The organism is Roseateles asaccharophilus (genome assembly GCF_004362405.1).
GTDB classification, from domain to species: Bacteria; Pseudomonadota; Gammaproteobacteria; order Burkholderiales; family Burkholderiaceae_C; genus Kinneretia; species Kinneretia asaccharophila.
In genome coordinates, this window is sequence record NZ_SNXE01000006.1 from 182,287 (window position 1) to 203,746 (window position 21,460).

Consider the following 21,460-nt stretch of genomic DNA (forward strand, 5'->3'; position numbering starts at 1 on the left):
CTTGGGCAAGACCGGCATGGGGGCGGCCCCTGGGGGCCCGCGGCGTTGTAACGACGCGCGGCCCATCGCCTCTGGCCTCAGGCCGGCTGCGCCACGCTGCGCCGCACAATGCTCAGGCCCACCATCGCGGCCGAGCCTATGCCCAGCCCCAACGCCAGGGCCGCGCCGCTGAAGACCCCGGCGGCATGGCCGCGGTCCAGCAAGGCGCCAAACACCGGGGCGGCCAGGGCAAAACCCAGATCCAGGCCCGAATACACCGTGCCATAGACCCGGCCCGTCGCGCCCGGGGGCGCGGCGCGCTTGATGAGCATGTCGCGCGAGGGACCGGCCAGGCCCGTGCCCAGGCCGGCGAGCGCGGTGAGCACCAAGGCAGCGAGCGGCGGCAGCCAGCCGCTGGCCGTCAGCAGCAGGGCCAGGGCCGCGGCAGCCATGGCCGCGGCAATGGTGCGCTCCAGGCGCTGCACCCGTGCCACCAGAAAACCGCCCACCACCATGCCGAGGGCGCCGCAGAGCATATAGCCCGTCACCACATAGGCGGTCAGGCTCAGCGGCAGGCCATACATCTGGCCCAGGGCCGGGCTGGCAAAGCTCTGGATGGCGGACAGCGCCGCCGTGGTGAAGAAGAAGAAGCTGAAGCACAGCCAGACCGAGGGCAGGCGCAAAAAGGCCATGGGGTGCTCCTCGGCAGGCGAAGCCCCGGTCGCCGTCTTGGACGCATGGGCCCATTGCCCCTGCCGGTCATCCAGGGCCGCGCGCTGCCACCACAGCAGGGCCAGCACCGCCAGGGCCAGCAGGGCGGTGCCCAGATAGGCATGCCGCCAGTTGCCCGTGGCCTCAGCAATGCCGATGGAGAAGACCGGTGCCAGAGCCCAGCCCAGATTGCCGCTGATGCCATGCACCGAGAAGGCGTGTCCCAGGCGCGCCTGGGACACCCGCTTGTTGAGAATCGTGAAGTCCGCCGGATGGAAGGGCGAGTTGCCCAGGCCGGCCAGGGCGGCCGCCAGCATCAGGCCGGCAAAGCCGCCGGCCAGGCCGGCCGCCAACGAAGCCAGTACAAAGCAAAGCATGGCCGCAAACAGCACCGGGCGGGCGCCGATGCGGTCCACCACAAAGCCCGCCAGCGCCTGACCCAGGCCCGAGATGATGAAGAACACCGTGACCAGCAGACCCAGCTCCGAGTAGCTCAGGCCAAAGTCGCGGATGAAGGCCGGAAACAAGGGCGGCAGCAGCAGGTGGAAGAAGTGGGAGCAGCCATGGGCCAGGCCGATCAGGCTGATGGTGCCGTAGTCGCGTCGGGCCTGCGACGGGCCTTCTTGTGTGAGTACATCGGTATTCATGAGCCCAATGTAGGCGCCCGGCCCAAGACAGAGTTACGATAGTTCGACAGGCTCTATCGTTTTTCCGCCAAACCCAGCCGCCCCACGCATGCGCCGCACCAGTTTGCCGCCCGCCGACCCGCTGCGCTTTGCGCCCAGCGCCGAGTGCCCCTTGCGTGGCAAGGCTCGCCTCATGGCCCACAACATGGACATCCAGCCCCATCACCACGACTGGGGCCAGCTGGTCTTCTCCATGGCCGGGGCGGTGCGCGTCAGCACCGAGCCGCTCGGTTCGCCCACGCCGCGGCGCAACTCCCCGCAGGACGCCGAGGCCCTGCTGTCCTGCAACTTCATCGTGCCGCCCTCGCGGGCGGTCTGGATTCCGCCTCAGGTGGTGCATGCCGTCACGGCCATCGAGCAGGCCGATCTGCGCACCCTGTATCTGCATGCCAGCCAGCTCGACAGCACGCAGCCTCCCTGGTCGCAATGCCGGGTGCTGGAGGTCTCGCCCCTGCTGCGCGAGCTGGTCCTGCAGCTGACCCTGGACCCCGATGCCCGTCCGGAAAACGCCGCGGCGGGCGAGCGCGCGCGCTGCATCAATCACCTGATCGTGGACGAGCTGCGCCGCGCGCGCAGCCTGCAGCTGGGCGTGGCCCTGCCGCGCGACAAGCGCCTGCGCCGCCTGTGCGAGGCCCTGATCGCGGCCCCGGCCCGCCACGCCAGCCTGAGCGGCTGGGCGCGCGAGGTGGGGGCCAGCGAGCGCACCCTCTCGCGCCTGTTCCGCGAGCAGCTGGGCACGGGCTACACCCAGTGGCGCAGCCAGGTGCTGCTGGCCCATGCCCTGTCTATGGCGGCCCGCCACACCCCCATGAATCTGATCGCGGCCGAGCTGGGCTATGCCAGCGCCAGTGCCTTCACCGCCATGGTCACCCGCACCGTGGGCATGCCGCCCAGCCGCTTCTTCGCCGAAGCCTGATCAAGCCCCTGGCCCGGCGGCGGCCGCGGCGCGGCGCCTAAAATCGCGCCATGAGCCAGGTTCTTTTCGACTACACCCGCCAGGACGCCGCGGGCGAGAGCTGCACCGCCCACGCCTGGGCCAAGGTCCCGCCCCCGCTGAACCCCAGCCAGCGCCGCGAACTCAAGGCCCGCGCGGCCGCCCTGCTGAAGGCCCGCAATGCGGTGCTGGTGGCGCACTACTACGTGGACGGCGATCTGCAGGACCTGGCCCTGGAGACCGGCGGCATCGTCTCCGACTCCCTGGAGATGGCGCGCTTCGGCCGCGACCACGCGGCCCAGACCCTGGTGGTGGCCGGCGTGCGCTTCATGGGCGAGAGCGCCAAGATCCTCAGCCCCGAGAAGCGGGTGCTGATGCCCGATCTGGACGCCACCTGCTCCCTGGACCTGGGCTGCCCGGCCGAGGAGTTCGCCCGCTTCTGCGACGCTCACCCGGACCGCAAGGTGGTGGTCTATGCCAACACCAGCGCCGCGGTGAAGGCCCGCGCCGACTGGATGGTCACCAGCTCCTGCGCGCTGGAGATCGTGTCCCACCTCAAGGCCCAGGGCGAGAAAATCCTGTGGGCCCCCGACCGCCACCTGGGCCGCTACATCCAGGAGCAGACCGGTGCCGACATGCTGATGTGGAACGGCGCCTGCATCGTGCACGACGAGTTCAAGGGCCTGGAGCTGGACCTGCTGCGCGAGCAGCACCCGGACGCGATGATCCTGGTCCACCCCGAGTCGCCCAAGAGCGTGGTGGACAAGGCCCATGTGGTGGGTTCCACCTCGGCCCTGATCAAGGCCGTGGTCGAGGGCCAGGCCCACGAGTACATCGTAGCCACCGACAACGGCATCCTGCACCGCATGCGCCAGCTGGCGCCCGGCAAGGTGCTGATCGAGGCGCCCACCGCCGGCAACAGCGCCACCTGCAAGAGCTGCGCCCACTGCCCCTGGATGGCTATGAACGGCCTGCAGGGCGTGGTGGACTGCCTGGAGCAGGGCCTGGGCGAGATCCAGGTGGAAGAACCCGTGCGCGCCCAGGCCAAGGCCTGCATCGACCGCATGCTGGACTTCACCGCCGCCCTCAAGGCCGGCAAGCTGCCGGGCCTGCAGCCGCATCTGGGCGCGGCCTGAGCCTGCTCGCTCACCCCGCGAGCGCACAGATGCGGGGGGCGAAGCCGGTTTTTTTCGGGTCTGCAGCGGCTATAAACGCCCTATCGTTGCCGCCGACATCCAGGACAGGAGCATTGCGCCATGACCGACTTCACCTCCCTGCACAACCATCACGAACGCGAGGTCTTCAACGAGGTGGTGGCGCAAGCCGCCGACTTCCCCGATGTGGCCGGCAATGAGGGGCTGCTGGTGGATGTGGCCTGCGTGGCCCTGAACCGCCTGCCCCCGCGCTACATCCGCCACCAGGTGGACTTCGCCTTCTATCTCACCGAGTCCGAGCGCCTGGAGATGAATGTGGCGATCCGCGACGCGGTGAGCTACGCCTTCAACTTTGTGCGCGCCCGCAGCGCGCTGCGCAGCCGCGGCTGACGATGCCGCACCGCGGCCCTTGCGCCGCGGTATCTCTCAGGCGCCGCGCCAGCTGCGCTCGGCAATCAGCACCGTGGGGAAGCTCACCGGCAGGGTCTGCGGGTAGTCGCGGCTGTAGTGCAGGCCGCGGCTCTCGTGGCGCAGCAGGGCCGAGCGCACGATCAGCTCGGCACAGTCCACCAGATTGCGCAGTTCCAGCAGATCGCGGTTGACGCGGAAATTGGCGTAGTAGTCCTCGATCTCGTCGCGCAGCAGGTGGATGCGGTGCAGGGCCCGCTCCAGGCGCTTGGTGGTGCGCACGATGCCCACATAGTTCCACATCAGGAGTCGCAGCTCGTCCCAGTTGTGGGCGATCACCACCTGCTCGTCGGCATCTTCCACCTGGCTTTCGTCCCAGGCCGGCAGGGGCGCGGGCGCGAGTTCGGCCTGGCCTAGGATGTGGTCGGCGCAGGTCTGGCCCAGCACCACGCACTCCAGCAGGGAATTGCTGGCCAGGCGGTTGGCGCCGTGCAGGCCGGTGTAGCCGGTCTCGCCCACGGCGTAGAGGCCCGGCAGATCGGTCTGGCCGCTCAGATCGCTGACCACGCCGCCGCAGGTGAAGTGCACCGCCGGCACCACCGGAATGGGCTGACGCGCGATGTCGATGCCCAGGGCCAGGCAGCGCGCGTGGATGGTGGGGAAATGCTCCTTGAGGAAGGCCTCCCCCAGATGCGTGGCGTCCAGCCACACATGGTCCAGGCCATGCTTCTTCATCTCGAAGTCGATGGCGCGGGCCACGATATCGCGCGGCGCCAGCTCCATGCGTTCGTCGTGCGCGGCCATGAAGCGAGTGCCATCGGGCAACTTCAGATGCCCGCCCTCGCCGCGCAAGGCCTCGGTGATCAGGAAGCTGCGCTCCTGCGGGTGATAGAGGCAGGTCGGGTGGAACTGGATGAACTCCATATTCGCCACCCGGCAGCCCGCGCGCCAGGCCATGGCGATGCCGTCGCCGGTCGAGGTATCGGGATTGGTGGTGTAGCGATAGACCTTGCCCGCACCGCCCGTGGCCAGCACCACGGCGCGCGCCGCCAGGGTCTCCACGCGCTGCGCGTCGATGTCCAGGGCATAGATGCCGTAGCAGCGCGGTGACTCCTGGCGCTGCACATGGCGCGAGGTGATCAGGTCCAGCGCCATCCAGCGCTCGCGCAGGCTGATATTGGGATGGGCGCGCGCCGCCGCCAGCAGCTGGTCATGGATGGCCTTGCCGGTGGCATCCGCCGCGTGGGCGATACGGCGCACCGCATGGCCGCCCTCGCGGGTCAGATGCAAGCCCAGGGGGCCGTCATCGTCGGGCGTGAAAGGCACGCCCTGCTCCACCAGCCAGGCCACGGCGGCCGCGCTGCGCTCCGCAATGAAGCGGGCCGTGGCCTCATCCACCAGACCGGCCCCGGCCTCGCGGGTGTCGCGCACATGGCTGTCTATGCTGTCGTCACTGCCCAGCACACCCACGATGCCGCCCTGGGCCCAGGCCGTGGCCGCCTCAGTCAGATCGCGCTTGGCCAGCACCACCACGGGCACCTGATCGGCCAGGTGCAAGGCCACGGTGAGGCCGGCCAGGCCGGCGCCAACAATCACTACGGGAGCCCCAACAGCAGTCATTCCGTCGCGCACCCGGCTTTGCTTTTCATCGGGGCGTCATGCAAAAGAGATGGCGGATTCTAGAAGCCCCTCAAAGACAAGGCCGGCGCGGGGCCGGCCTTGGTGGCGGGAGATTGGGCGCGCCGCCTTCAGTGCACCACGCGCCCGAAGCTGAACTCGCCCGCCTCCACGCCCACCGGAATCACATCCTTGGGCCCGAAGCGGCCCTGCAGGATGAGCTTGGAGAGCGGGTTCTCGATGCGCTGCTGGATGGCGCGCTTGAGCGGCCGGGCGCCGAACACCGGGTCGAAGCCCACCTTGGCCAGCTCGTCCAGGGCCTCCTCGCTCACATCCAGCTTCATCTCCAGCTTGTCCAGACGGGCCTCGAGCTGGGCCAGCTGGATGCGGGCGATGGACTTGATGTGTGCCGCGCCCAGGGCGTGGAAGATCACCGTCTCGTCGATGCGGTTCAGGAACTCGGGCCGGAAGTGGCTCTTGACCTCGCCCCAGACCGCCTCGCGGATCACCTCTTCCGACTCACCCGCCAGCTGCATGATGTGCTGCGAGCCGAGGTTGGAGGTCATCACGATCACGGTGTTCTTGAAGTCCACGGTGCGGCCCTGGCCGTCCGTCAGGCGGCCATCGTCCAGCACCTGCAAGAGCACATTGAACACATCCGGGTGGGCCTTCTCCACCTCGTCCAGCAGCAGCACGCTATAGGGCTTGCGGCGCACGGCCTCGGTCAGGTAGCCGCCCTCGTCATAGCCCACATAGCCCGGGGGCGCGCCGATCAGGCGGCTCACCGAGTGCTTCTCCATGAACTCGCTCATGTCGATGCGGATCATGTGCTCTTCGCTGTCGAAGAGGAAGCCGGCCAGGGCCTTGCACAGCTCGGTCTTGCCCACGCCCGTGGGGCCCAGAAAGAGGAAGCTGCCCAGGGGACGGTTGGGATCGGACAGGCCGGCACGGCTGCGGCGGATGGCATCGGCCACGGCCACGATGGCCTCGTCCTGGCCCACCACACGCTCGTGCAGCTTGGCCTCCATCTTGAGCAGCTTGTCGCGCTCGCCCTGCATCAGCTTGGACACCGGAATGCCGGTGGCGCGCGAGACCACCTCGGCGATCTCCTCCGCCCCTACCAGGGTGCGCAGCAGCTGGGCGCGGCCCGCGCCGCCGGCGGCCTTGCCGGTTTCCTTGTCCTGGGCTTCCTTGAGGCGCTTGTCCAGCTCGGGCAGCTTGCCGTACTGCAGCTCGGCCACCTTGTTGAAGTCGCCCTTGCGCTTGAGCTCCTCGATCTGGAACTTGATCTTGTCGATCTCTTCCTTCACATGGGCGCTGCCCTGGGCCTGGGCCTTTTCATGGGTCCAGATCTCTTCCAGGTCGTTGTACTCGCGCTGCAGCTTGAGCAGCTCTTCCTCGATCAGGCCCAGACGGCGCTGCGAGGCCTCGTCCTGCTCCTTCTTGACCGCCTCGCGCTCGATCTTGAGCTGGATCATGCGGCGGTCCAGCTTGTCCATGACCTCGGGCTTGGAGTCGATCTCGATCTTGATCTTGGCCGCGGCCTCGTCGATCAGGTCGATGGCCTTGTCGGGCAGGAAGCGGTCGGTGATGTAGCGGTGCGAGAGCTCGGCCGCGGCCACGATGGCCGGGTCGGTGATCTCCACGCCGTGGTGCACCTCGTACTTCTCCTGCAGGCCGCGCAGGATGGCGATGGTGGCCTCCACCGTGGGCTCGTCCACCAGCACCTTCTGGAAGCGGCGCTCCAGGGCAGCGTCCTTCTCCACATACTTGCGGTACTCGTCCAGCGTGGTCGCGCCGATGCAGTGCAGCTCGCCGCGGGCCAGGGCCGGCTTGAGCATATTGCCGGCGTCGATCGCGCCCTCGGCCTTGCCCGCGCCCACCATGGTGTGGATCTCGTCGATGAAGAGGATGATGCGGCCCTCGTCGGCGGCCACTTCCTTGAGCACGGCCTTGAGCCGCTCCTCGAACTCGCCGCGGAACTTGGCGCCGGCCAAGAGGCCCGCCATGTCCAGCACCAGCACGCGCTTGTCGCGCAGGGAGTCCGGCACCTCGCCATTGACAATGCGCTGGGCCAGGCCCTCGACGATGGCCGTCTTACCCACGCCCGGCTCGCCGATCAGCACCGGGTTGTTCTTGCTGCGACGCTGCAGCACCTGGATGGCGCGGCGGATCTCGTCATCGCGGCCGATCACCGGATCCAGCTTGCCCTGGCGGGCGCGCTCGGTCAGATCCAGGGTGTATTTCTTCAGCGCCTCGCGCTGGCCCTCGGCCTCCTGGCTGTCCACCTTCTGGCCGCCGCGCACGGCTTCCACCGCGCTCTCCAGGGCCTTGCGGGTCAGACCATGGCCGCGGGCAATGCCGGCCAGATCGCTCTTGGCGTCCGCCAGCACCAGCAGGAACATCTCGCTGGCGATGTAGTGGTCGCCACGCTTGGCGGCCTCCTTCTCGGCCGCCTGCAGCAGGCCGATCAGGTCGCGGCTGGGCTGGACCTGCTGGCCCTCGCCCTGCACCTGGGGCAGGCCGGACAGGATGCTGTCCAGCGCCGCCTTGAGCGCCGGCACCTTGACGCCGGCACGCTCCAGCAGCGCACGCGGGCCGTCCGCCTGGGCCAGCATGGCGCTGAGCAGATGGGCCGGCTCGATATAGGGGTTGTCGCGGGTGACGGCCAGGCTCTGGGCCTCGGCCAGGGCTTCCTGAAAACGGGTGGTGAGCTTGTCGACTCGCATGGGATGGTTCCTCCGTTGGCGAGCAGATAGGACTCTGCACGGCGATTTCAAGACCGCCGCGTGATTCAGGGCTTGAGCAGGATCAAACGCATCATTGCCAGACCCAGGGCCGCCGCCCCCAAAGAGCCCAGCACATGGGCCGCGCTATGCGCCAGGGCCCAGCCGAACTGGCCACGCTGCAAGAGAGCCAGGGACTCGCCCGAAAAGGCCGAAAAGGTGGTCAGCCCGCCCAGAAAGCCCGTGACCAGCAAGAGCTTGAGCAACTCATTGGGCTGGCGACCGAAATACTCCAGGGCCATGCCGATCAGCAGCCCGCCCGCCAGATTCACCAGCAATGTGCCCAGGGGAAAGCCAGCCCAGCGGGCATTGAGCCAGACCCCGGTCTGCCAGCGCAGCAGGGCCCCGGCGGCGGCGCCCAGGGCCACGGCGACGGCCGGTGCCCAGCTCATGCGGCGGCGTTGGCCGAGGCAATGCCCCAGCGCGCCAGGGCCGCATCGTCGCTCTCGCGGGCGTCCACCCAGCGGGCGCCCTCGGCCGTGTGCTCCTTCTTCCAGAAGGGGGCCTGGGTCTTGAGATAGTCCATCAGGAATTCGGAGGCCTCGAAGGCCTGGCCGCGGTGACGGCTGGCCACCAGCACCAGCACGATCTGGGCGCCGGGCGCCAGCGGGCCCACGCGGTGGATCACCCGCGCGGCGCGGATCTCGAAGCGGCGAAAGGCCTCGTCCACCATGGCCTCGATGGCCGCCTCGGTCATGCCGGGGTAATGCTCCAGCTCCATGCAGCTCAGGCTGCCGCCGCCGTCGCGCACCGTGCCCACAAAGCTGACCACGGCGCCCACCTCCCCGTCGCTGCCGCGCAGGCGGGCGGTCTCGGTGCTCAGGTCGAAGTCCTCGGTCTGTATGGCCACGCGGGCCGCGGTGTCGGCAGGCATGGCGGGATTGTGGCATTGCGCCACCACCCTCAAGCCCCGGGCCCGGCCTGCAGCTCGAACTCCAGCAAGACCTCGTCCTGCACCGCCAGCAGGCCGCCGGGCAGGGCAAAGGGCTGCAGGCCCAGCTCGCTGTGGCGCAGCACCAGGGACCCGGCCAGGCGGGGCGCGTCGGCCTCGCCGCTCAGGCGCAGCGCCACATCCGACTCATGCTGCTGGGGCCCACGCTGCCAGCGCACCCGGGCCGCCAGACGCGGTGGCTCGCCGCGCAGGGCCAGCAGTTCCAGACGCAGCGCCGGATGGCGCTGCGCATCCACGCCGCGCGGGCCCAGCAGATTGGCCCGGGTGGCGGCCACGGCCGCCTCGTCCAGCGGGCTGGCAAAGGCGGCGCCGGCGGCGGCGCGCTCGGCGGGCGCGTCCAGCTCGATGTCTTCCCAGCGCAGGCGCAGCGCGCCGCGCACCGCCGCTAGGGCGGCCGGGCCCTCGATCCGCTCCGGCCACCACAGCCAGCCCTCGAAGCGCGGCACGGCGATCACATGGTTGTGGCCCAGGCGGGCCAGGCTGCCGGCGCGAAACACATAGACCCGCAGCCGCGAGCGCTCGGGCTGCAGGCGCAGCAGGCGGCCCGCGCCGCTGGGCGGCTGCTTGACGAACTCGGGCGGCCAGGGCGGGCTCGCCTCAAGTTCGCTGCCCGCGGGGCGGGCAGGCGGCACCGGCGCGCTGGCGCAGCCGGTCAGGGCCGCGCCCAGGGCCAGCAGACAGTGGCGGCGCGCGATCACGCGCCCTCTCCCGCCGCCTCGCCAAGCGCTTGCAGCGCCGCCCGGTCCAGCAGCTCGATCTCGCCATAGCCCAGGGCCAGCAGCCCCTGGGCGGCCAGGGCCTGCAAGGCCTTGCTCACGCTCTGCCGGCTCACGCCCAGCATCAGGGCCAGCTGCTCCTGCGGCAGGCGTAGGGGCCGCGGCGTGCCGCCGGGCGCGCGCTGGCCATAGCCCTGGTCCAGCAGCAACAGGCGCTTGGCCAGGCGCTGCGGCAGCGGCAGGCGGGCAATATCCTCCAGCACCTCGAAGCTCAGGCGCAGCTTGGTGCAGGCCAGCACCGCCAGATCGCGCCAGCAGGCCGGGTGCTGATCCAGCCAGGCCTGCAGGCCGGTATGCGGCACCAGCCAGACCTGGCTCGCGCCTTCGGCCACCGCGTCATGGGTGCGCGGCCGACCGTCCAGCAGTGAGATCTCGCCAAACCACTGGCCCGGCTCCAGCCAGGCCAGCAGGCTGGGGCGGCCATCGGCCTGGGCCGCGCCCACCTGCAGCGCGCCCGAGAGCACGCAGCACAGGCCCTCGGGCCGGTCCCCACGCTCGAACAAGGCCTGCCCCGCGCCCAGGCTGACCCGCCGCCCGGCGCGCAGCAGCTGCTCTTGCAGCTGGGGGGCGCAGGCGGCAAACCAGGGGTGGCCGCGCATCAGGGTCTCTTCGGCCGGGCTCAGGGCGGAGGATGGGGCGGGCAGGTGCATGATGGGGAAAGCTCGGGGGCGGGTGGCGCACCATGGGGCAGCACGGGGCGCCAGTTTGTCGGAAATTTGACAGTCCTGCGTCCGGGCTCACACTAGCATGCGCCGCCACGTCGAACAGCATCCACAAGAAGGAGACGCTCATGGCTGCCAGCCCCTTCCGCCCCGCCCTGGACCTGATGGTGCAGTACGCCCGCTACCACCGCGACCGCCGCAATATCGCCACCCACTTCATCGGCATTCCGCTGATCGTGTTTGCCATCGGCGTGCTGATGGGTCGGGCCCAGTTCAGCCTGGGCGATCTGAGCCTGAGCGCCGCTTGGCTGCTCTGGGGTCTGTCCACCCTCTGGTATCTGAGCCGCGGCGCCCTGCTGCTGGGCGCGGCCACGGCCGCGGTCAACGGCCTGCTGATGGCCCTGGCCGCACCGCTGGCCGACCACAGCCTGAGCACGGCCCATTGGCTGGCCTGGGGCCTGGGCAGCTTTGTGCTGGGCTGGATCTTCCAGTTCGTGGGTCACTACTACGAGGGCAAGAAGCCGGCCTTTGTGGATGATCTGGTGGGCCTGCTGGTGGGCCCCATGTTTGTGGTGGGCGAGGCCCTGTTCGCCCTGGGCCTGCAGCGCGGCATGCTGGCCGAGATCGAGCGCCAGGCCGGCCCCACCCATCTGCGCGATCTGACGCGTCCCGCCGCGTGAGTGCACCCTGTGACCAGCCCTTGGGCCCCGTGCTCATCATGGGCGCGGGCTCGGTGGGCTGCTTTCTGGGCGGCGTGCTGGCCCAGGCCGGTCACGAGCTGCATTTCGTGGCCCGGCCCCGGGTGCTGGAGGCCCTGCGCACGCAGGGCCTGCGTCTGAGCGATCTGGAGGGTCGCCAGATCCATCTGCCGCCCCAGACCCTGCATCTGCACGCGCAGCCACCGGTCGGACTGCGGCCCGCCCTGACGCTGCTGTGCGTCAAGAGCGGCGCCACCGCCGAGGCCGCGCGCCAGCTGGCGGCCTGCCTGCCGCCGGGCAGCGCCGTGGTCTCCATGCAAAACGGTGTGGGCAATGTGGAGCGCGCCCGCGAGGCGGCGCCGGCATTGCACTGGCTGGCGGGCATGGTGCCCTTCAATGTGGCCGAGCAGGCCGCCGGGCATTACCACCGCGGCACCGCGGGTGGCCTGGCCGCCGAACAGCATGCGGCCCTGCAAGCCCTGAGCCCGGCCCTGGCGGGCTTTGGCATCAAGCTGCGCCTGCAGCCCGATCTGCGGGCCTTGCAGTGGGGCAAGCTGCTGATCAACCTCAACAACCCGGTGAATGCGCTATCGGGCCGGCCCCTGCGCGCCCAGCTGCTGGACCGCGGCTACCGGCGCTGCTTCGCGGCCCTGCAGGCCGAGGCCCTGGCCCTGCTGCAGCAGGCCGGCATCGCGGTGGCCGCGCCCACGCCCGTGCCGCCGCGCCATCTGCCCGCCCTGCTGCGCCTGCCCACCCCGCTGTTTCGCCTGCTGGCGGCCCGCATGCTGCGCATGGACAGCAAGGCCCGCTCCAGCATGGCTGACGACCTGGCCCGGGGCCGCAAGACCGAGATCGACGCGCTGTGCGGCGAAGTCGTGCGCCTGGCCTGCCGCGAGGGCCGTCAGGCCCCGCTGAATGCCCGCATGCAGGCCCTGGTGGAAGCCTGGGCCCAGCGGCCCCGCCCCTACGGCCCCCGCGAGCTGGAAGAGGCGCTGGGGCTGCGCTGAGCAGGGTCGGGCTCAGCCCCTGGCCAGGGCCAGGCTCATATGCACCTTGCCCTTGAAGCTGCCGTCCTTGCCGCCGTCCGTGCCGCTGTCGGTGCGGATGGCCCGGGGCTGGGTGCCCCAGCTCACAAAGCCCACCGAGCGGTAGAGCCGCAGCGCCGGCTCGTTGCCCTCGGTCAGCGTGAGGTTCAGCATCAGGACCTCGGGCCGGGCCGCGGCAGCGGCAATCGCGGCCTGCATGAGCGCCAAACCGACACCGCGGCCCCGCTGCGCGGCCTGCACATACATGCCCAGGATCAGGGCGCCATGGCGGGTCTTGGGCTTGGCCGAATACTCGATGGCCACCGTGCCCACCAGCCGCCCCTCCTGCCAGGCGCCGAAGCAGGTGCCCAGACCTTCGGCGCTGCCGATGCGCTTGATCCACCAGGCCTCGGGCTCGGCCCGCCGCTCCGCCGCCGTGGTCGTGAAGGCATCCGGCGCCTGCTCATAGGCTTCCAGCATGAGTTCGCGGTAGGCCGCCGCGTCGGCGGGGGTGAGAACGGTGACTTGCATACCGGGCGTCCATCAAAGGGTTCGGGTGAAGAGGCCTCGGTATAGCACGGTGAGGGGCAAGACCTGGCACTGAGGTGGGGCCGCTCAGGCGCAGATCCAGTGGCATGGCGACCGAGACGGCATGCGGCGTTCCCCGTGCTCAGAAAACGGCCGGCGGCGGCCCCAAAAGCCCGCCCCAACGCCCGCCCCCACCGTACCGACATGCTCCAATGCGGCTGTCGAGGAGCTGCACCATGGCCGAGAACCTGATCTTGAGTGGCTACGCCGAGGACTGCCCCAGCGAGCTGCTGGCCGCCATCGATGCCGGCCTGCATGCCCACAATCTGGCGGCCGCGCCGCTGGATCAGGTGCGGAGCCTGGCTGTGGACATACGGCTGCCGGATGGCGCGCTGCTGGGCGGCGCGCTGGGGCGCAGCTGGGGCCTGTGCTGCGAGCTGCAGCAGCTGTGGGTGCGGGAAGATCGACGCGGCCAGGGCCTGGGCGCGACGCTGATGCGCGCCTTCGAGGCGCAAGCCGCGGCGCGCGGCTGCGAGCTGATCTACCTGGAGACCTTCAGCTTTCAGGCGCCCGGCTTCTACCGGCGGCTGGGCTATGAGGAAGCCGCCTGCCTGGAGGGCTTTGCCCCGGGTCTGGCCAAGTACCTGATGCGCAAGCGCCTGGAGTGCGCTGCACCTTGAGTGCAGCGCGAGTGCCCGGCCTCAGGCTCAGGCAAAGATCCAGTAGAGCAGGCCGAGAATGATGGCCCACTTGCCGATGTAGTAGGTCGGGCGGCTCTTGGCCTTGAGGGCCTTGCCCCACAGGCGCACCTTGTAGGCATAGAAGAAGAATTTGTTGAGCCCGCCCACGGGCTCGCCCTCCACGTTCTGGGTGGCAGCGGCCGTCATGACCACGCGGCCAAAGAGGCGGTTGAGCCAGCGCACCGGGGCGAAGAAAACCGGTCGCTCCACATCGCAGAACAGGATCACGCGCTGCTGATCGGTGCTGTTCTCGGCGTAGTGGATATAGGTCTCGTCGAACATCACCGCCTCACCGTCCTTCCAGTGATAGCGCTGGCCATCCACCTCGATGAAGCAGCCGGGCGAGTTGGGCGTGGTCAGGCCCAGGTGGTAGCGCAGCGAACCGGCATAGGGGTCGCGGTGGCGCTGCAGACGGCTGCCCGGCGGCAGGGAGGCGAACATGGCGGCCTTGACGCTGGGGATCTGGCGCAGCAGCTCCACGGTCTTGGGGCACAGGGCCTGGGCCGAGGCCAGGTCCTGTCCATACCACTTGAGGTAGAAGCGCTTCCAGCCGGTACGGAAGAAGCTGTTGAAGCCGATGTCGTTATAGGTGGCCGCGGCCTTGATCTGGCCCTCTTCATTGAGCTTGAGCGCTTCCTCGCGGATCACTTCCCAGTTGCGCTGCAGCAGCTCCAGCTCCTTGAACTCGCGCGTGTCCAGATAGGGCGTGGCCGGGGCTCGCGAGAACAGGTACATCAGGGCATTGATCGGGGAGATCAAGACCGTGAAGTCGGTCAGGGCCCGGGCCAGGCCAAAGCGCACCTTGCCACGGAAATGGGCATAGAGCGCCGAGGCGATGAAAATCAGCAGCACCCAGTAGCGCAAGGGAATCGAAGACATCTGTGCGGCCTCGGAAAGAAACGCGGAAGGCCGTGATTATCGGCCCTGTCGCGCGCCTAGCCCGGGCTGCCCAGAATGACGCTGGAGGCCTTGAACAGGGCCAGCACAGCATCTCCCTCGGCCAGACCCAGCTCGTCCAGGCTGGTCTGGGTGATGGTGGCAGCCAGGGTCTGGCCGCCTCCAATGTCCACCAGCAGCTCCGCGTTGACCGCGCCGGCACGCAGGGCCGCCACCGTGCCACGCAGCTGATTGCGTGCCGACAGGCGCAGGCCCGCGCCCTGCGACGCGCCATCGGTCGGCGGGCGCGCGATCATCACCGCCCCGGCCTGCACCAGGGCAAAGGCCTCGGCCCCCACCTGCAGGCCCAGCTGTTCGGTGCTCTCATGGCTGATGATGGCCACCAACTCGGCCCCGCCGGGCAGGGCCAGCCGCAGTTCGTCATTCACCGCACCGCGGGTACAGGCGCTGATGCGCCCCAGGAACTGGTTGCGTGCACTGGTTCTCATGGTCAGCATCCTGAGCAGGGGAAAGTCCTGGCCCAGCTCGCCGCCCTCCGCGCTGAGCTGCTGCACAAAGCGCTGGTGCAGGGCCTGCAGCCGGGCATGGCGCGCCACCAGCTGCTCGCCGCGCGCGGTCAGGCGGGTGGAGCCGCCGCCGCGCCCGCCCGCACTGCGCTCCAGCAGGGGCTGGCCGGCCACATTGTTCATCTGCTCCACCGCGTCCCAGGCGGCCTTGTAGCTCAGGCCCACTGCCTTGGCCGCCTGGCTGATGGAGCCCAGGGCGCCGATCTCGCGCAGCAGGGCCAGGCGCAGCTCGCCGCCCAGCTTCTCGCCACCCAGGCTCAGCACCAGGCTGGCCTCCAGGGACAGGGCGCCCGCGGCGGGCTCGGGCTTGGTCGGGCGCTTGGCCCTGCCGCTCATAGCAGCCGCCCCTGGTCCATGCGCAGCAGCTGTTCGGCCAGGGCCTCGGCGTCTTCCTCGTCGTGCGTGATCAGCAGCATGGGCAGGTCCAGGCTGTTCAGCAGGCCCAGCAGCTCCTGGCGCAGGCGGCGGCGCAGCGGGCTGTCCAGGGCCGCGAAGGGCTCGTCCAGCAGCAGGGCCTGGGGCCGGCCCACCAGGGCCCGGGCCAGGGCCACGCGCTGGCGCTGGCCGCCGGAGATCTGCTCGGGGTAATGCTCGGCCAGCTCGCTCAGGCCCAGGGTCTGCAGCCAGTGCGTGAGCTCGGGATGCGCCAGCCCCCGCGCGGGATTGCGCCAGCCCCCGGCCAGGCCGAAGGCCACGTTCTGCCGCACCGTGAGGTGGGGAAAGAGCGCGTAGTCCTGGAACACATAGCCCAGGCGGCGCTCGCGCGCCGGCAGGTTCAGGCCCCGGGCGCTGTCCTGCAGGCTGCGGCCCAGCAGGCGCACATGGCCGGCATCGGCGCGGGCCAGCCCCGCGATGATCTTCAGGGTCTGGCTCTTGCCGGCACCCGAGGGGCCCAGCAGCACCAGGCGCCGCGCGTCGCTGGCAAAGCGGGCCTGCAGCTCAAAGCGCCGCCCGGCCTGCTCGAAGACGCGCCGCACATCCACATCCCAGATCACCGTGCCAGCCCTCCCCCGGCCACCCGGCCCGGCGCCAGGCGCCCGGCGCTGAGCAGCACCACGATGCAGGTGATGGAGGTCACCAGCACCAGGAAATTGGCCGTGGCATCCTGCCCCGCCTGCACCGCCTCGTACACCGCGATGGACAGGGTCTGGGTCTCGCCCGGAATGCTGCCGGCCACCATCAGGGTGGCGCCGAACTCGCCGGTGGCGCGCGCGAAGGCCAGCAGCAGGCCGGCCAGGATGCCGCGCCAGGCCAGAGGCAGGGTCACGCGGAAGAAGATCGCCAGCTCCGACAGGCCCAGCACCCGCGCGGCCTGCTCCAGCTGCGGGTCCACCGCCTCAAAGGCGGCCCGCGCCGACTTGAAGACCAGGGGAAAGGCCACCAGGGTGGCCGCGATCACCGCGCCCTGCCAGCTGAAGATCAGGTTGATGCCGAACTCGGCCTGCAGCCAGGCGCCGATGGGGCCGTTGCGCCCGATCAGCACCAGCAGGTAGTAGCCCAGCACCGTGGGCGGCATCACCATGGGCAGAGTCAGGAGGGCATCCAGCAGCTCGCGCCCCGGAAAGCGCAGGCGCGCCAGCGCAAAGCCCACCCCCACACCCAGCAGCAGGTTCAGGGCCGTGGCCCAGCCCGCCACCTTGAGCGTGAGCAGCAGGGGGATCCAGGCCTCTTGCATCAGGGCTTGCCGAAACCGTATTTCGCCAGCACGGCCTGGGCCGCCGGGCTGAGCAGAAAGGCCACGAAGTTCCGCGCCTCGCCCGCCCGCGGGCTGCTCGCCACGGGGGCGGCCGGGTAGAGCACCGGGGTCTCGGTGGGCACGGTCAGGGCCAGGCGCAGCTTGTCGGCCATCAGGGCGGCGTCGGTGCCATAGACAAAGCCGGCATCCACCTCGCCACGGGCCACATAGTCCAGGGCCTGGCGCACATGGTTGGCGCGGATCATCTTGGGCTCGAGCACGGCCCAGAGCTGGGCCTTCTCCAGCGCGGCCTGGGTGTAGCGCCCCACCGGCACGCTGGCGGGCAGGCCGATGGCGATGCGCGCATAGACGGGCTGCACCAGATCGGCCAGTGATTTGGGCACGGACCTGGCGCCGGCCGGCACCACCAGCACCAGGGTGTTGGCGGCAAAGTTGCGGCGCTGCTCAAGCCGGACCAGCCCCAGCTGCTGCGCCTGATCCATGGTCTCCTGGTCGGCGCTGGCAAAGACATCGACCGGCGCCCCCTTGGCGATCTGCTGCAACAAGGCCCCCGAGGCGCCGAAGTTCAGGCGCAGCCTCTGCCCCGGGTGCTGGGACTCATACAGAGGCGCCAGCTCCCGGAACGCCGGGTTCAGACTGGCCGCGGCCGAGACAGTCAGCTCGCTCGCCCCGGCCTGCCCGGTCGACAACAGACCCAGCACAGCAAGGCCCAAGAGCCTGCGGGACATCCGGCGTCGGAACATGGTCGAGCGCCCGCCAGCGGGCCGGTCAGTTTCGATATGTAGCAGTGTACATAACGAATCAAGCCCAGAGCTGCAGCACCTCCTGAGGCCCGGGCTTGCGCTGCGCCCCCTCGGGCCGCTTGGCCGGCGTGCCCAGGGCCAGCCAGCCCACCAGGGTCTCGCCGGGCTCGCAGAAGGCGGCGGCAATCTGCGGATTGCGCACCTTGGCGCCGCTGAGCATCTTGCCGCCATAGCCCAGCAGATGGGCCGCACTCATGAACTGGGCCAGGGCGCCGCCCAGGGCCACCCATTGCTCATGGGCCGGGACCTGGGGATGGCCCAGATCGATGCGGGCCACGATGGCCACGCTGACCGGCGGGCGCAGGGCGCGCTCGGCATCCATCTGCGCGCCCTCCTCGCCCTTGCCCGCGGCGCGCGCGGCCTCGGCAAACAGCTCGGCCATGCGCTGACGCGCCGCGCCACGGACCACCTTGAAGCGCCAGGGCACCAGCTCGCCGTGATCGGGGGCCCGCAGGGCCGCGCGGGCCATCAGCTCCAGCTCCTCGGGGCTGGGGCCGGGCTCCAGCAGATGCTTGGGGCCCACCGAGTAGCGTCCCAGCAGGGCTTGCAGGGCCAGGTCTTGCGCTTGGTTCATGAACTCACCGCACAGGCTGGTGGCGGAGGGGAATGGGAGTCGAACCCACCCGGCGGCGCGTGGCACCACCCACCGGGTTTGAAGCCCGGCCGACACACCGGTGTCGTCTCCCCTCCGCAGCATCCGCACCCCTGGGGTGCGGTCTGAAATCGTCCGGCATCATGCCCTGGTTTCGGCCGCGAACAGATTGGACTCGCTGCGCAGCTTGTGCACATCGCCCACCCGGCGAAGCAGGCCCACGCGGTCGAAGTATTCCAGGATCTGGATCGCGCGCTTGCGGCCCAGGCCCGTGGCGTCGCGGAAGGCCGCGGCCAAGACCTGACCCTCGCTGCGCGCCGCGATCTCACGCGCCGTGGCCGCCAGTCTGCGCATATGACCCAGGTCGTAGTAGAGGTCTTTCACCACTTGATGCACCTCGCCCTGCTGGGCCAAGCGGGCCAGGGTGGTGCGCATCAAGGGCTCGGGCTCGGCGCTGTCGCGCGCCAGATCGCGCGCCCAGGCGCCCTCGAAGCCGGCCTGGGCCAGCTGGGGCGCCACCTTCTGCGCAATGCGCTGCTCGGCGGCCGAGAGCCGCACCCCATGCTCGGGCAGATGCACAAAGGCGCCGCGCAGGGCCAGCCGTCCCTGCTCGCGCAGGCGCGCCAGCAGCGCGCGCCACAGGGGCTCGGGCAGGCGCGGCGCCGTCAGGCGGCGCAGGCGCGCGGCCTCGGGCCCCAGCTCATCGGGCTGGCGGGCATGAAAGTCGCTCAAGGCCGCCAGCAGCTTGTCGGCCAGCTGGGCCGCAGCGGCCTCGGACAGGGCCCAGGCGGCCTCGCCCTCCTCCACCCGCAGGGCCGCGGCGATCTCGGGCAGGGCCTCGCGGCGCAGGCCCTCGGCGCGGGCAAAGCGCGCCAGGTCCAGGCCCAGGGGCGCGGCCTGCAACAGGGTCTGCAGGCGCTGGGCGGGCTCGGCCGCCTGCAGGGCTGCCAGCTCGGCAAGACGCTCGGGCGTGCGGCGGTAGCGCGTGGGCGCAAAGGGATCAAGCACCACGCCGCCGGCCAAGGTGCGGCTGGCCGAGGCATCGCGCAGCACCACGCGGTCGCCGCGCCAGGCGCCCACGGGCTCGCGCAGCAGCAGCTGCACCAGGGCTTCGGCGCCGGGCTGGAGCTGATCACCCTCCAGCAGAGCCACGCTGCCCAGCACCGCGCGCGCACCCAGATGCACATGCACGGGCGTGCCCGAACGCAGGGCCTTGGCCTCGCCGGGCCACAGGCGCAGGCGCGCGTCCAGGCGCTCGGTGGCCAGGGCCACCGCGGGCTCGCACAGCCACTGGCCGCGCTCGATCTCGTCCTTGGACAGGCCCACCAGATTGGCGGCGCAGCGCTGGCCGGCCTGGGCCGCCTCCACCGCCTGGTTCTGCGCATGCAGGCTGCGCACGCGGGCACGCCGGCCGCGGCCATCGGGCGCCAGGGCCAGCTCCTCGCCCACATGCACGCGGCCCGCATGCGCGGTGCCGGTGACCACGGTGCCCACGCCGTCCAGGCTGAAGGCGCGGTCTATGGCCATGCGGAAAGCCTGCCCACGTTCGGCCGCGCCGTCCCGCGCGGCCGCATGCGCCTGGGCGGCTGCGGCCAGATGCTCGCGCAGCGCCGCCAGGCCCTGGCCCGTGGGCGCGCTGACCTCGAAGACCGGGGCCTCGGCCAGACCGCTGCCCGCCAGCAGGGCCGCGATCTCGCCGCGCAGGGCGGCCAGACGTTCTGCATCGGCCCGGTCGCACTTGGTGATGACGACCGCGCCGCGCGTCAGGCCCAGCAGGCTGAGCACGGCCAGGTGCTCACGGGTCTGGGGCATCACGCCGTCATCGGCCGCCACCAGCAGCAGGGCATGGGCTATGCCGGTGGCCCCCGCCAGCATGGTGTGGACCAGACGCTCGTGGCCGGGCACATCGATGAAGCCGATGCGCTGGCCATCGGCTGGAATGTCCAGGAAGGCGTAGCCCAGCTCGATGCTGATGCCGCGCTTCTTCTCCTCGGGCAGGCGGTCGGTGTCCACCCCGGTGAGGGCCCTCACCAGGGTGGTCTTGCCGTGGTCGATATGTCCTGCGGTGCCGACGATCATGGGCGCTTCACGAGAGGGTTCAGATTTCCTTGGCGGAGATCGTGTACTTGAAGCTGTCGGGGGCCAGCTCGTCGAAGCGGCCGCTGCGGTTCTCGCCCTGCGGATACATCAGGAAGGGCAAGGTGGTCTTGGCGGCGCTGCCGGGCAGGCGCAGATCGTGGCCGCTGTTATAGGCCACCCAGTTGCCCTCCCAGGCGCCGAACAGGCCCTTGTTGACGGGCGCGACCAGGGGGTGGGCGGGGTCCTTGATCCACTCCGGCGTTTCCTGGCGCATGACCTTGAGCACGTCCGCCGGGTCCATGGCCACCCAGCCATAGGCCTTGAGGAAGACCTCGGCGCGGCAGTGCTGCGCGCTCTTGAGGTTGGCGGAACTGGCACCCAGCTCGCGGTAGCCGAAGGCCGAGGGCGCCAGGCGCAGGCCGTAGACATCGCGGGCCGGCACGCCCACGGCGCGGCACAGGCCCACGAAGATGGCGTTGAGGTCGGCGCACTTGCCGGCCAGATTGCCGGTCTCCAGCATGGTGCGCACATCGCCGGTGCCGCAGCCGCGGGTCTTGGGCTCACGATGGGCCTTGGCAATCACCCAGCGGTAGATGGCCTGGGCCTTTTCCACATCGGTCCTGGCGCCCTGGGTGGCTTCCAGCGCGGTCTTGAGCACGATGCCATCCACCGGCACCAGCTCGGTGGCGGCCAGATTGGCTCGCAGCACCGCGGGGTCCTCGCTGACGCGCCCCGGGCGGCTCCAGTCCACCGCGCGGCTCTGGGTCTGCACGCGGCTGACCAGGCTCAGGGTGGGCGTCTTCAACGATTCGGGGAACTCGGCATAGAGCATGCGCACGCCGCGCGCCGGGTCGGACACGATGCGGCTGACGCTGGCATTGCCGGTCCAGCTGTGGTCCAGGCTGCGCTGGTAATCGGTCTCGATGTCCGGCAGGGGCAGCCAGAGCTTGGTCAGCCCCTGATGGTCGGCCACGCTGACCTCCAGGCTCATCTCGAAGCGGCGCCAGGCGCCGGGCTGGGGCGCAAAGCGGCGCTCGCCACCAGCGGCCGGGGTCTGGGTCTGAGCGAGGGCAAGACCCGGCACCAGGCTGGCGCCCACGCCGGCCGCGACGGCCTGCATCAGATGACGACGCTTGAGTTGATTCATGGCATTTCTTCCTTCAAGTCCTTG

Annotated in this window: 22 protein-coding genes and 1 tRNA gene; 6 read left to right on the top strand and 17 right to left on the bottom strand. The window is 70.3% G+C overall.

The genetic code is table 11. The features are described 5' to 3' along the window. Positions 1-77: 77 nt before the first annotated feature. Entirely contained in the window at positions 78-1,337 is a 1,260-nt protein-coding gene (locus tag DFR39_RS13970; RefSeq protein ID WP_133604186.1) for an MFS transporter, read from the bottom strand. 88 nt (positions 1,338-1,425) lie between these two features. Here DFR39_RS13970 and DFR39_RS13975 point away from each other — a divergent pair, with 88 nt between their 5' ends. The 3 genes from DFR39_RS13975 (at position 1,426) to DFR39_RS13985 (ending at position 3,854) form a co-directional block, all read left to right on the top strand. Further along, a complete protein-coding gene (locus tag DFR39_RS13975; protein ID WP_133604187.1) occupies positions 1,426-2,292 on the top strand; it encodes an AraC family transcriptional regulator in 867 nt (288 codons plus the stop codon). 50 nt (positions 2,293-2,342) lie between these two features. Then, the gene (gene nadA / locus DFR39_RS13980; RefSeq protein ID WP_133604188.1) at positions 2,343-3,446 is read left to right on the top strand and encodes a quinolinate synthase NadA; all 1,104 of its coding nucleotides are present in this window, start codon (positions 2,343-2,345) and stop codon (positions 3,444-3,446) included. 120 nt (positions 3,447-3,566) lie between these two features. Then, on the top strand, positions 3,567-3,854 hold the full coding sequence (locus DFR39_RS13985) for a late competence development ComFB family protein (RefSeq protein ID WP_133604189.1): 288 nt from the start codon (positions 3,567-3,569) through the stop codon (positions 3,852-3,854). A gap of 36 nt (positions 3,855-3,890) precedes the next feature. Here the strand turns inward: DFR39_RS13985 and nadB are convergent, their stop codons facing one another. The 6 genes from nadB to DFR39_RS14015 all read right to left on the bottom strand — a co-directional run bounded on the left by nadB (position 3,891) and on the right by DFR39_RS14015 (position 10,653). Then, a complete protein-coding gene (nadB, locus tag DFR39_RS13990; RefSeq protein ID WP_133604190.1) occupies positions 3,891-5,492 on the bottom strand; it encodes an L-aspartate oxidase in 1,602 nt (533 codons plus the stop codon). A gap of 128 nt (positions 5,493-5,620) precedes the next feature. After that, complete coding sequence (gene clpB / locus DFR39_RS13995) at positions 5,621-8,218, bottom strand: ATP-dependent chaperone ClpB (protein ID WP_133604191.1); 2,598 nt, start codon at positions 8,216-8,218, stop codon at positions 5,621-5,623. Positions 8,219-8,283: 65 nt separating this feature from the next. After that, a complete protein-coding gene (gene crcB / locus DFR39_RS14000; RefSeq protein ID WP_133604192.1) occupies positions 8,284-8,667 on the bottom strand; it encodes a fluoride efflux transporter CrcB in 384 nt (127 codons plus the stop codon). Beyond that, positions 8,664-9,149 (bottom strand): molybdenum cofactor biosynthesis protein MoaE, encoded by a 486-nt coding sequence (locus DFR39_RS14005; protein WP_133604193.1) that lies wholly within the window; start codon positions 9,147-9,149, stop codon positions 8,664-8,666. The genes crcB and DFR39_RS14005 overlap by 4 nt, the downstream gene beginning before the upstream one ends. Positions 9,150-9,178: 29 nt before the next feature. Further along, positions 9,179-9,925, bottom strand: a complete 747-nt coding sequence (locus DFR39_RS14010) for a hypothetical protein (protein ID WP_133604194.1) — start codon at positions 9,923-9,925, stop codon at positions 9,179-9,181. Next, a complete protein-coding gene (locus tag DFR39_RS14015) occupies positions 9,922-10,653 on the bottom strand; it encodes a Crp/Fnr family transcriptional regulator (protein ID WP_133604195.1) in 732 nt (243 codons plus the stop codon). Before DFR39_RS14015 ends, DFR39_RS14010 begins: the two co-directional genes overlap by 4 nt. 140 nt (positions 10,654-10,793) lie before the next feature. Here DFR39_RS14015 and DFR39_RS14020 point away from each other — a divergent pair, with 140 nt between their 5' ends. Next, a complete protein-coding gene (locus DFR39_RS14020; protein ID WP_133604196.1) occupies positions 10,794-11,345 on the top strand; it encodes an Mpo1 family 2-hydroxy fatty acid dioxygenase in 552 nt (183 codons plus the stop codon). Then, positions 11,342-12,370 carry a 2-dehydropantoate 2-reductase gene (locus tag DFR39_RS14025; protein WP_336622260.1) on the top strand — a complete coding sequence of 343 codons (1,029 nt, stop codon included), beginning with the start codon at positions 11,342-11,344 and terminating at the stop codon, positions 12,368-12,370. The genes DFR39_RS14020 and DFR39_RS14025 overlap by 4 nt, the downstream gene beginning before the upstream one ends. A gap of 12 nt (positions 12,371-12,382) precedes the next feature. Here the strand turns inward: DFR39_RS14025 and DFR39_RS14030 are convergent, their stop codons facing one another. Beyond that, a complete protein-coding gene (locus tag DFR39_RS14030; RefSeq protein WP_133604197.1) occupies positions 12,383-12,919 on the bottom strand; it encodes a GNAT family N-acetyltransferase in 537 nt (178 codons plus the stop codon). Positions 12,920-13,152: 233 nt separating this feature from the next. On the opposite strand from DFR39_RS14030, the gene DFR39_RS14035 reads away from it, so the two are divergent. Continuing rightward, the gene (locus DFR39_RS14035; protein ID WP_162849531.1) at positions 13,153-13,596 is read left to right on the top strand and encodes a GNAT family N-acetyltransferase; all 444 of its coding nucleotides are present in this window, start codon (positions 13,153-13,155) and stop codon (positions 13,594-13,596) included. Positions 13,597-13,623: 27 nt separating this feature from the next. Here the strand turns inward: DFR39_RS14035 and DFR39_RS14040 are convergent, their stop codons facing one another. From DFR39_RS14040 to DFR39_RS14080, 9 genes are all read right to left on the bottom strand, one after another. After that, a complete protein-coding gene (locus tag DFR39_RS14040; protein WP_211343877.1) occupies positions 13,624-14,520 on the bottom strand; it encodes an aspartyl/asparaginyl beta-hydroxylase domain-containing protein in 897 nt (298 codons plus the stop codon). A 71-nt stretch (positions 14,521-14,591) separates the two neighbouring features. Next, the gene (locus DFR39_RS14045; RefSeq protein WP_133604200.1) at positions 14,592-15,455 is read right to left on the bottom strand and encodes a TOBE domain-containing protein; all 864 of its coding nucleotides are present in this window, start codon (positions 15,453-15,455) and stop codon (positions 14,592-14,594) included. Next, a complete protein-coding gene (locus DFR39_RS14050; protein ID WP_133604201.1) occupies positions 15,452-16,114 on the bottom strand; it encodes an ATP-binding cassette domain-containing protein in 663 nt (220 codons plus the stop codon). The genes DFR39_RS14045 and DFR39_RS14050 overlap by 4 nt, the downstream gene beginning before the upstream one ends. Further along, on the bottom strand, positions 16,111-16,794 hold the full coding sequence (modB, locus tag DFR39_RS14055; protein ID WP_133604202.1) for a molybdate ABC transporter permease subunit: 684 nt from the start codon (positions 16,792-16,794) through the stop codon (positions 16,111-16,113). The genes DFR39_RS14050 and modB overlap by 4 nt, the downstream gene beginning before the upstream one ends. After that, positions 16,794-17,543 (bottom strand): molybdate ABC transporter substrate-binding protein, encoded by a 750-nt coding sequence (gene modA, locus DFR39_RS14060; RefSeq protein WP_133604203.1) that lies wholly within the window; start codon positions 17,541-17,543, stop codon positions 16,794-16,796. The genes modB and modA overlap by 1 nt, the downstream gene beginning before the upstream one ends. A gap of 73 nt (positions 17,544-17,616) precedes the next feature. Then, positions 17,617-18,192: a nitroreductase family protein gene (locus tag DFR39_RS14065; protein WP_133604204.1), complete on the bottom strand. Its 576-nt coding sequence runs from the start codon at positions 18,190-18,192 to the stop codon at positions 17,617-17,619. A 20-nt stretch (positions 18,193-18,212) separates the two neighbouring features. After that, positions 18,213-18,308, bottom strand: a tRNA-Sec gene (locus DFR39_RS14070). Positions 18,309-18,351: 43 nt separating this feature from the next. Beyond that, positions 18,352-20,289, bottom strand: a complete 1,938-nt coding sequence (selB, locus tag DFR39_RS14075) for a selenocysteine-specific translation elongation factor (RefSeq protein WP_133604205.1) — start codon at positions 20,287-20,289, stop codon at positions 18,352-18,354. Positions 20,290-20,308: 19 nt separating this feature from the next. Continuing rightward, the gene (locus tag DFR39_RS14080; RefSeq protein ID WP_133604206.1) at positions 20,309-21,436 is read right to left on the bottom strand and encodes a transglutaminase-like domain-containing protein; all 1,128 of its coding nucleotides are present in this window, start codon (positions 21,434-21,436) and stop codon (positions 20,309-20,311) included. Between the last annotated feature and the right edge of the window lie 24 nt (positions 21,437-21,460).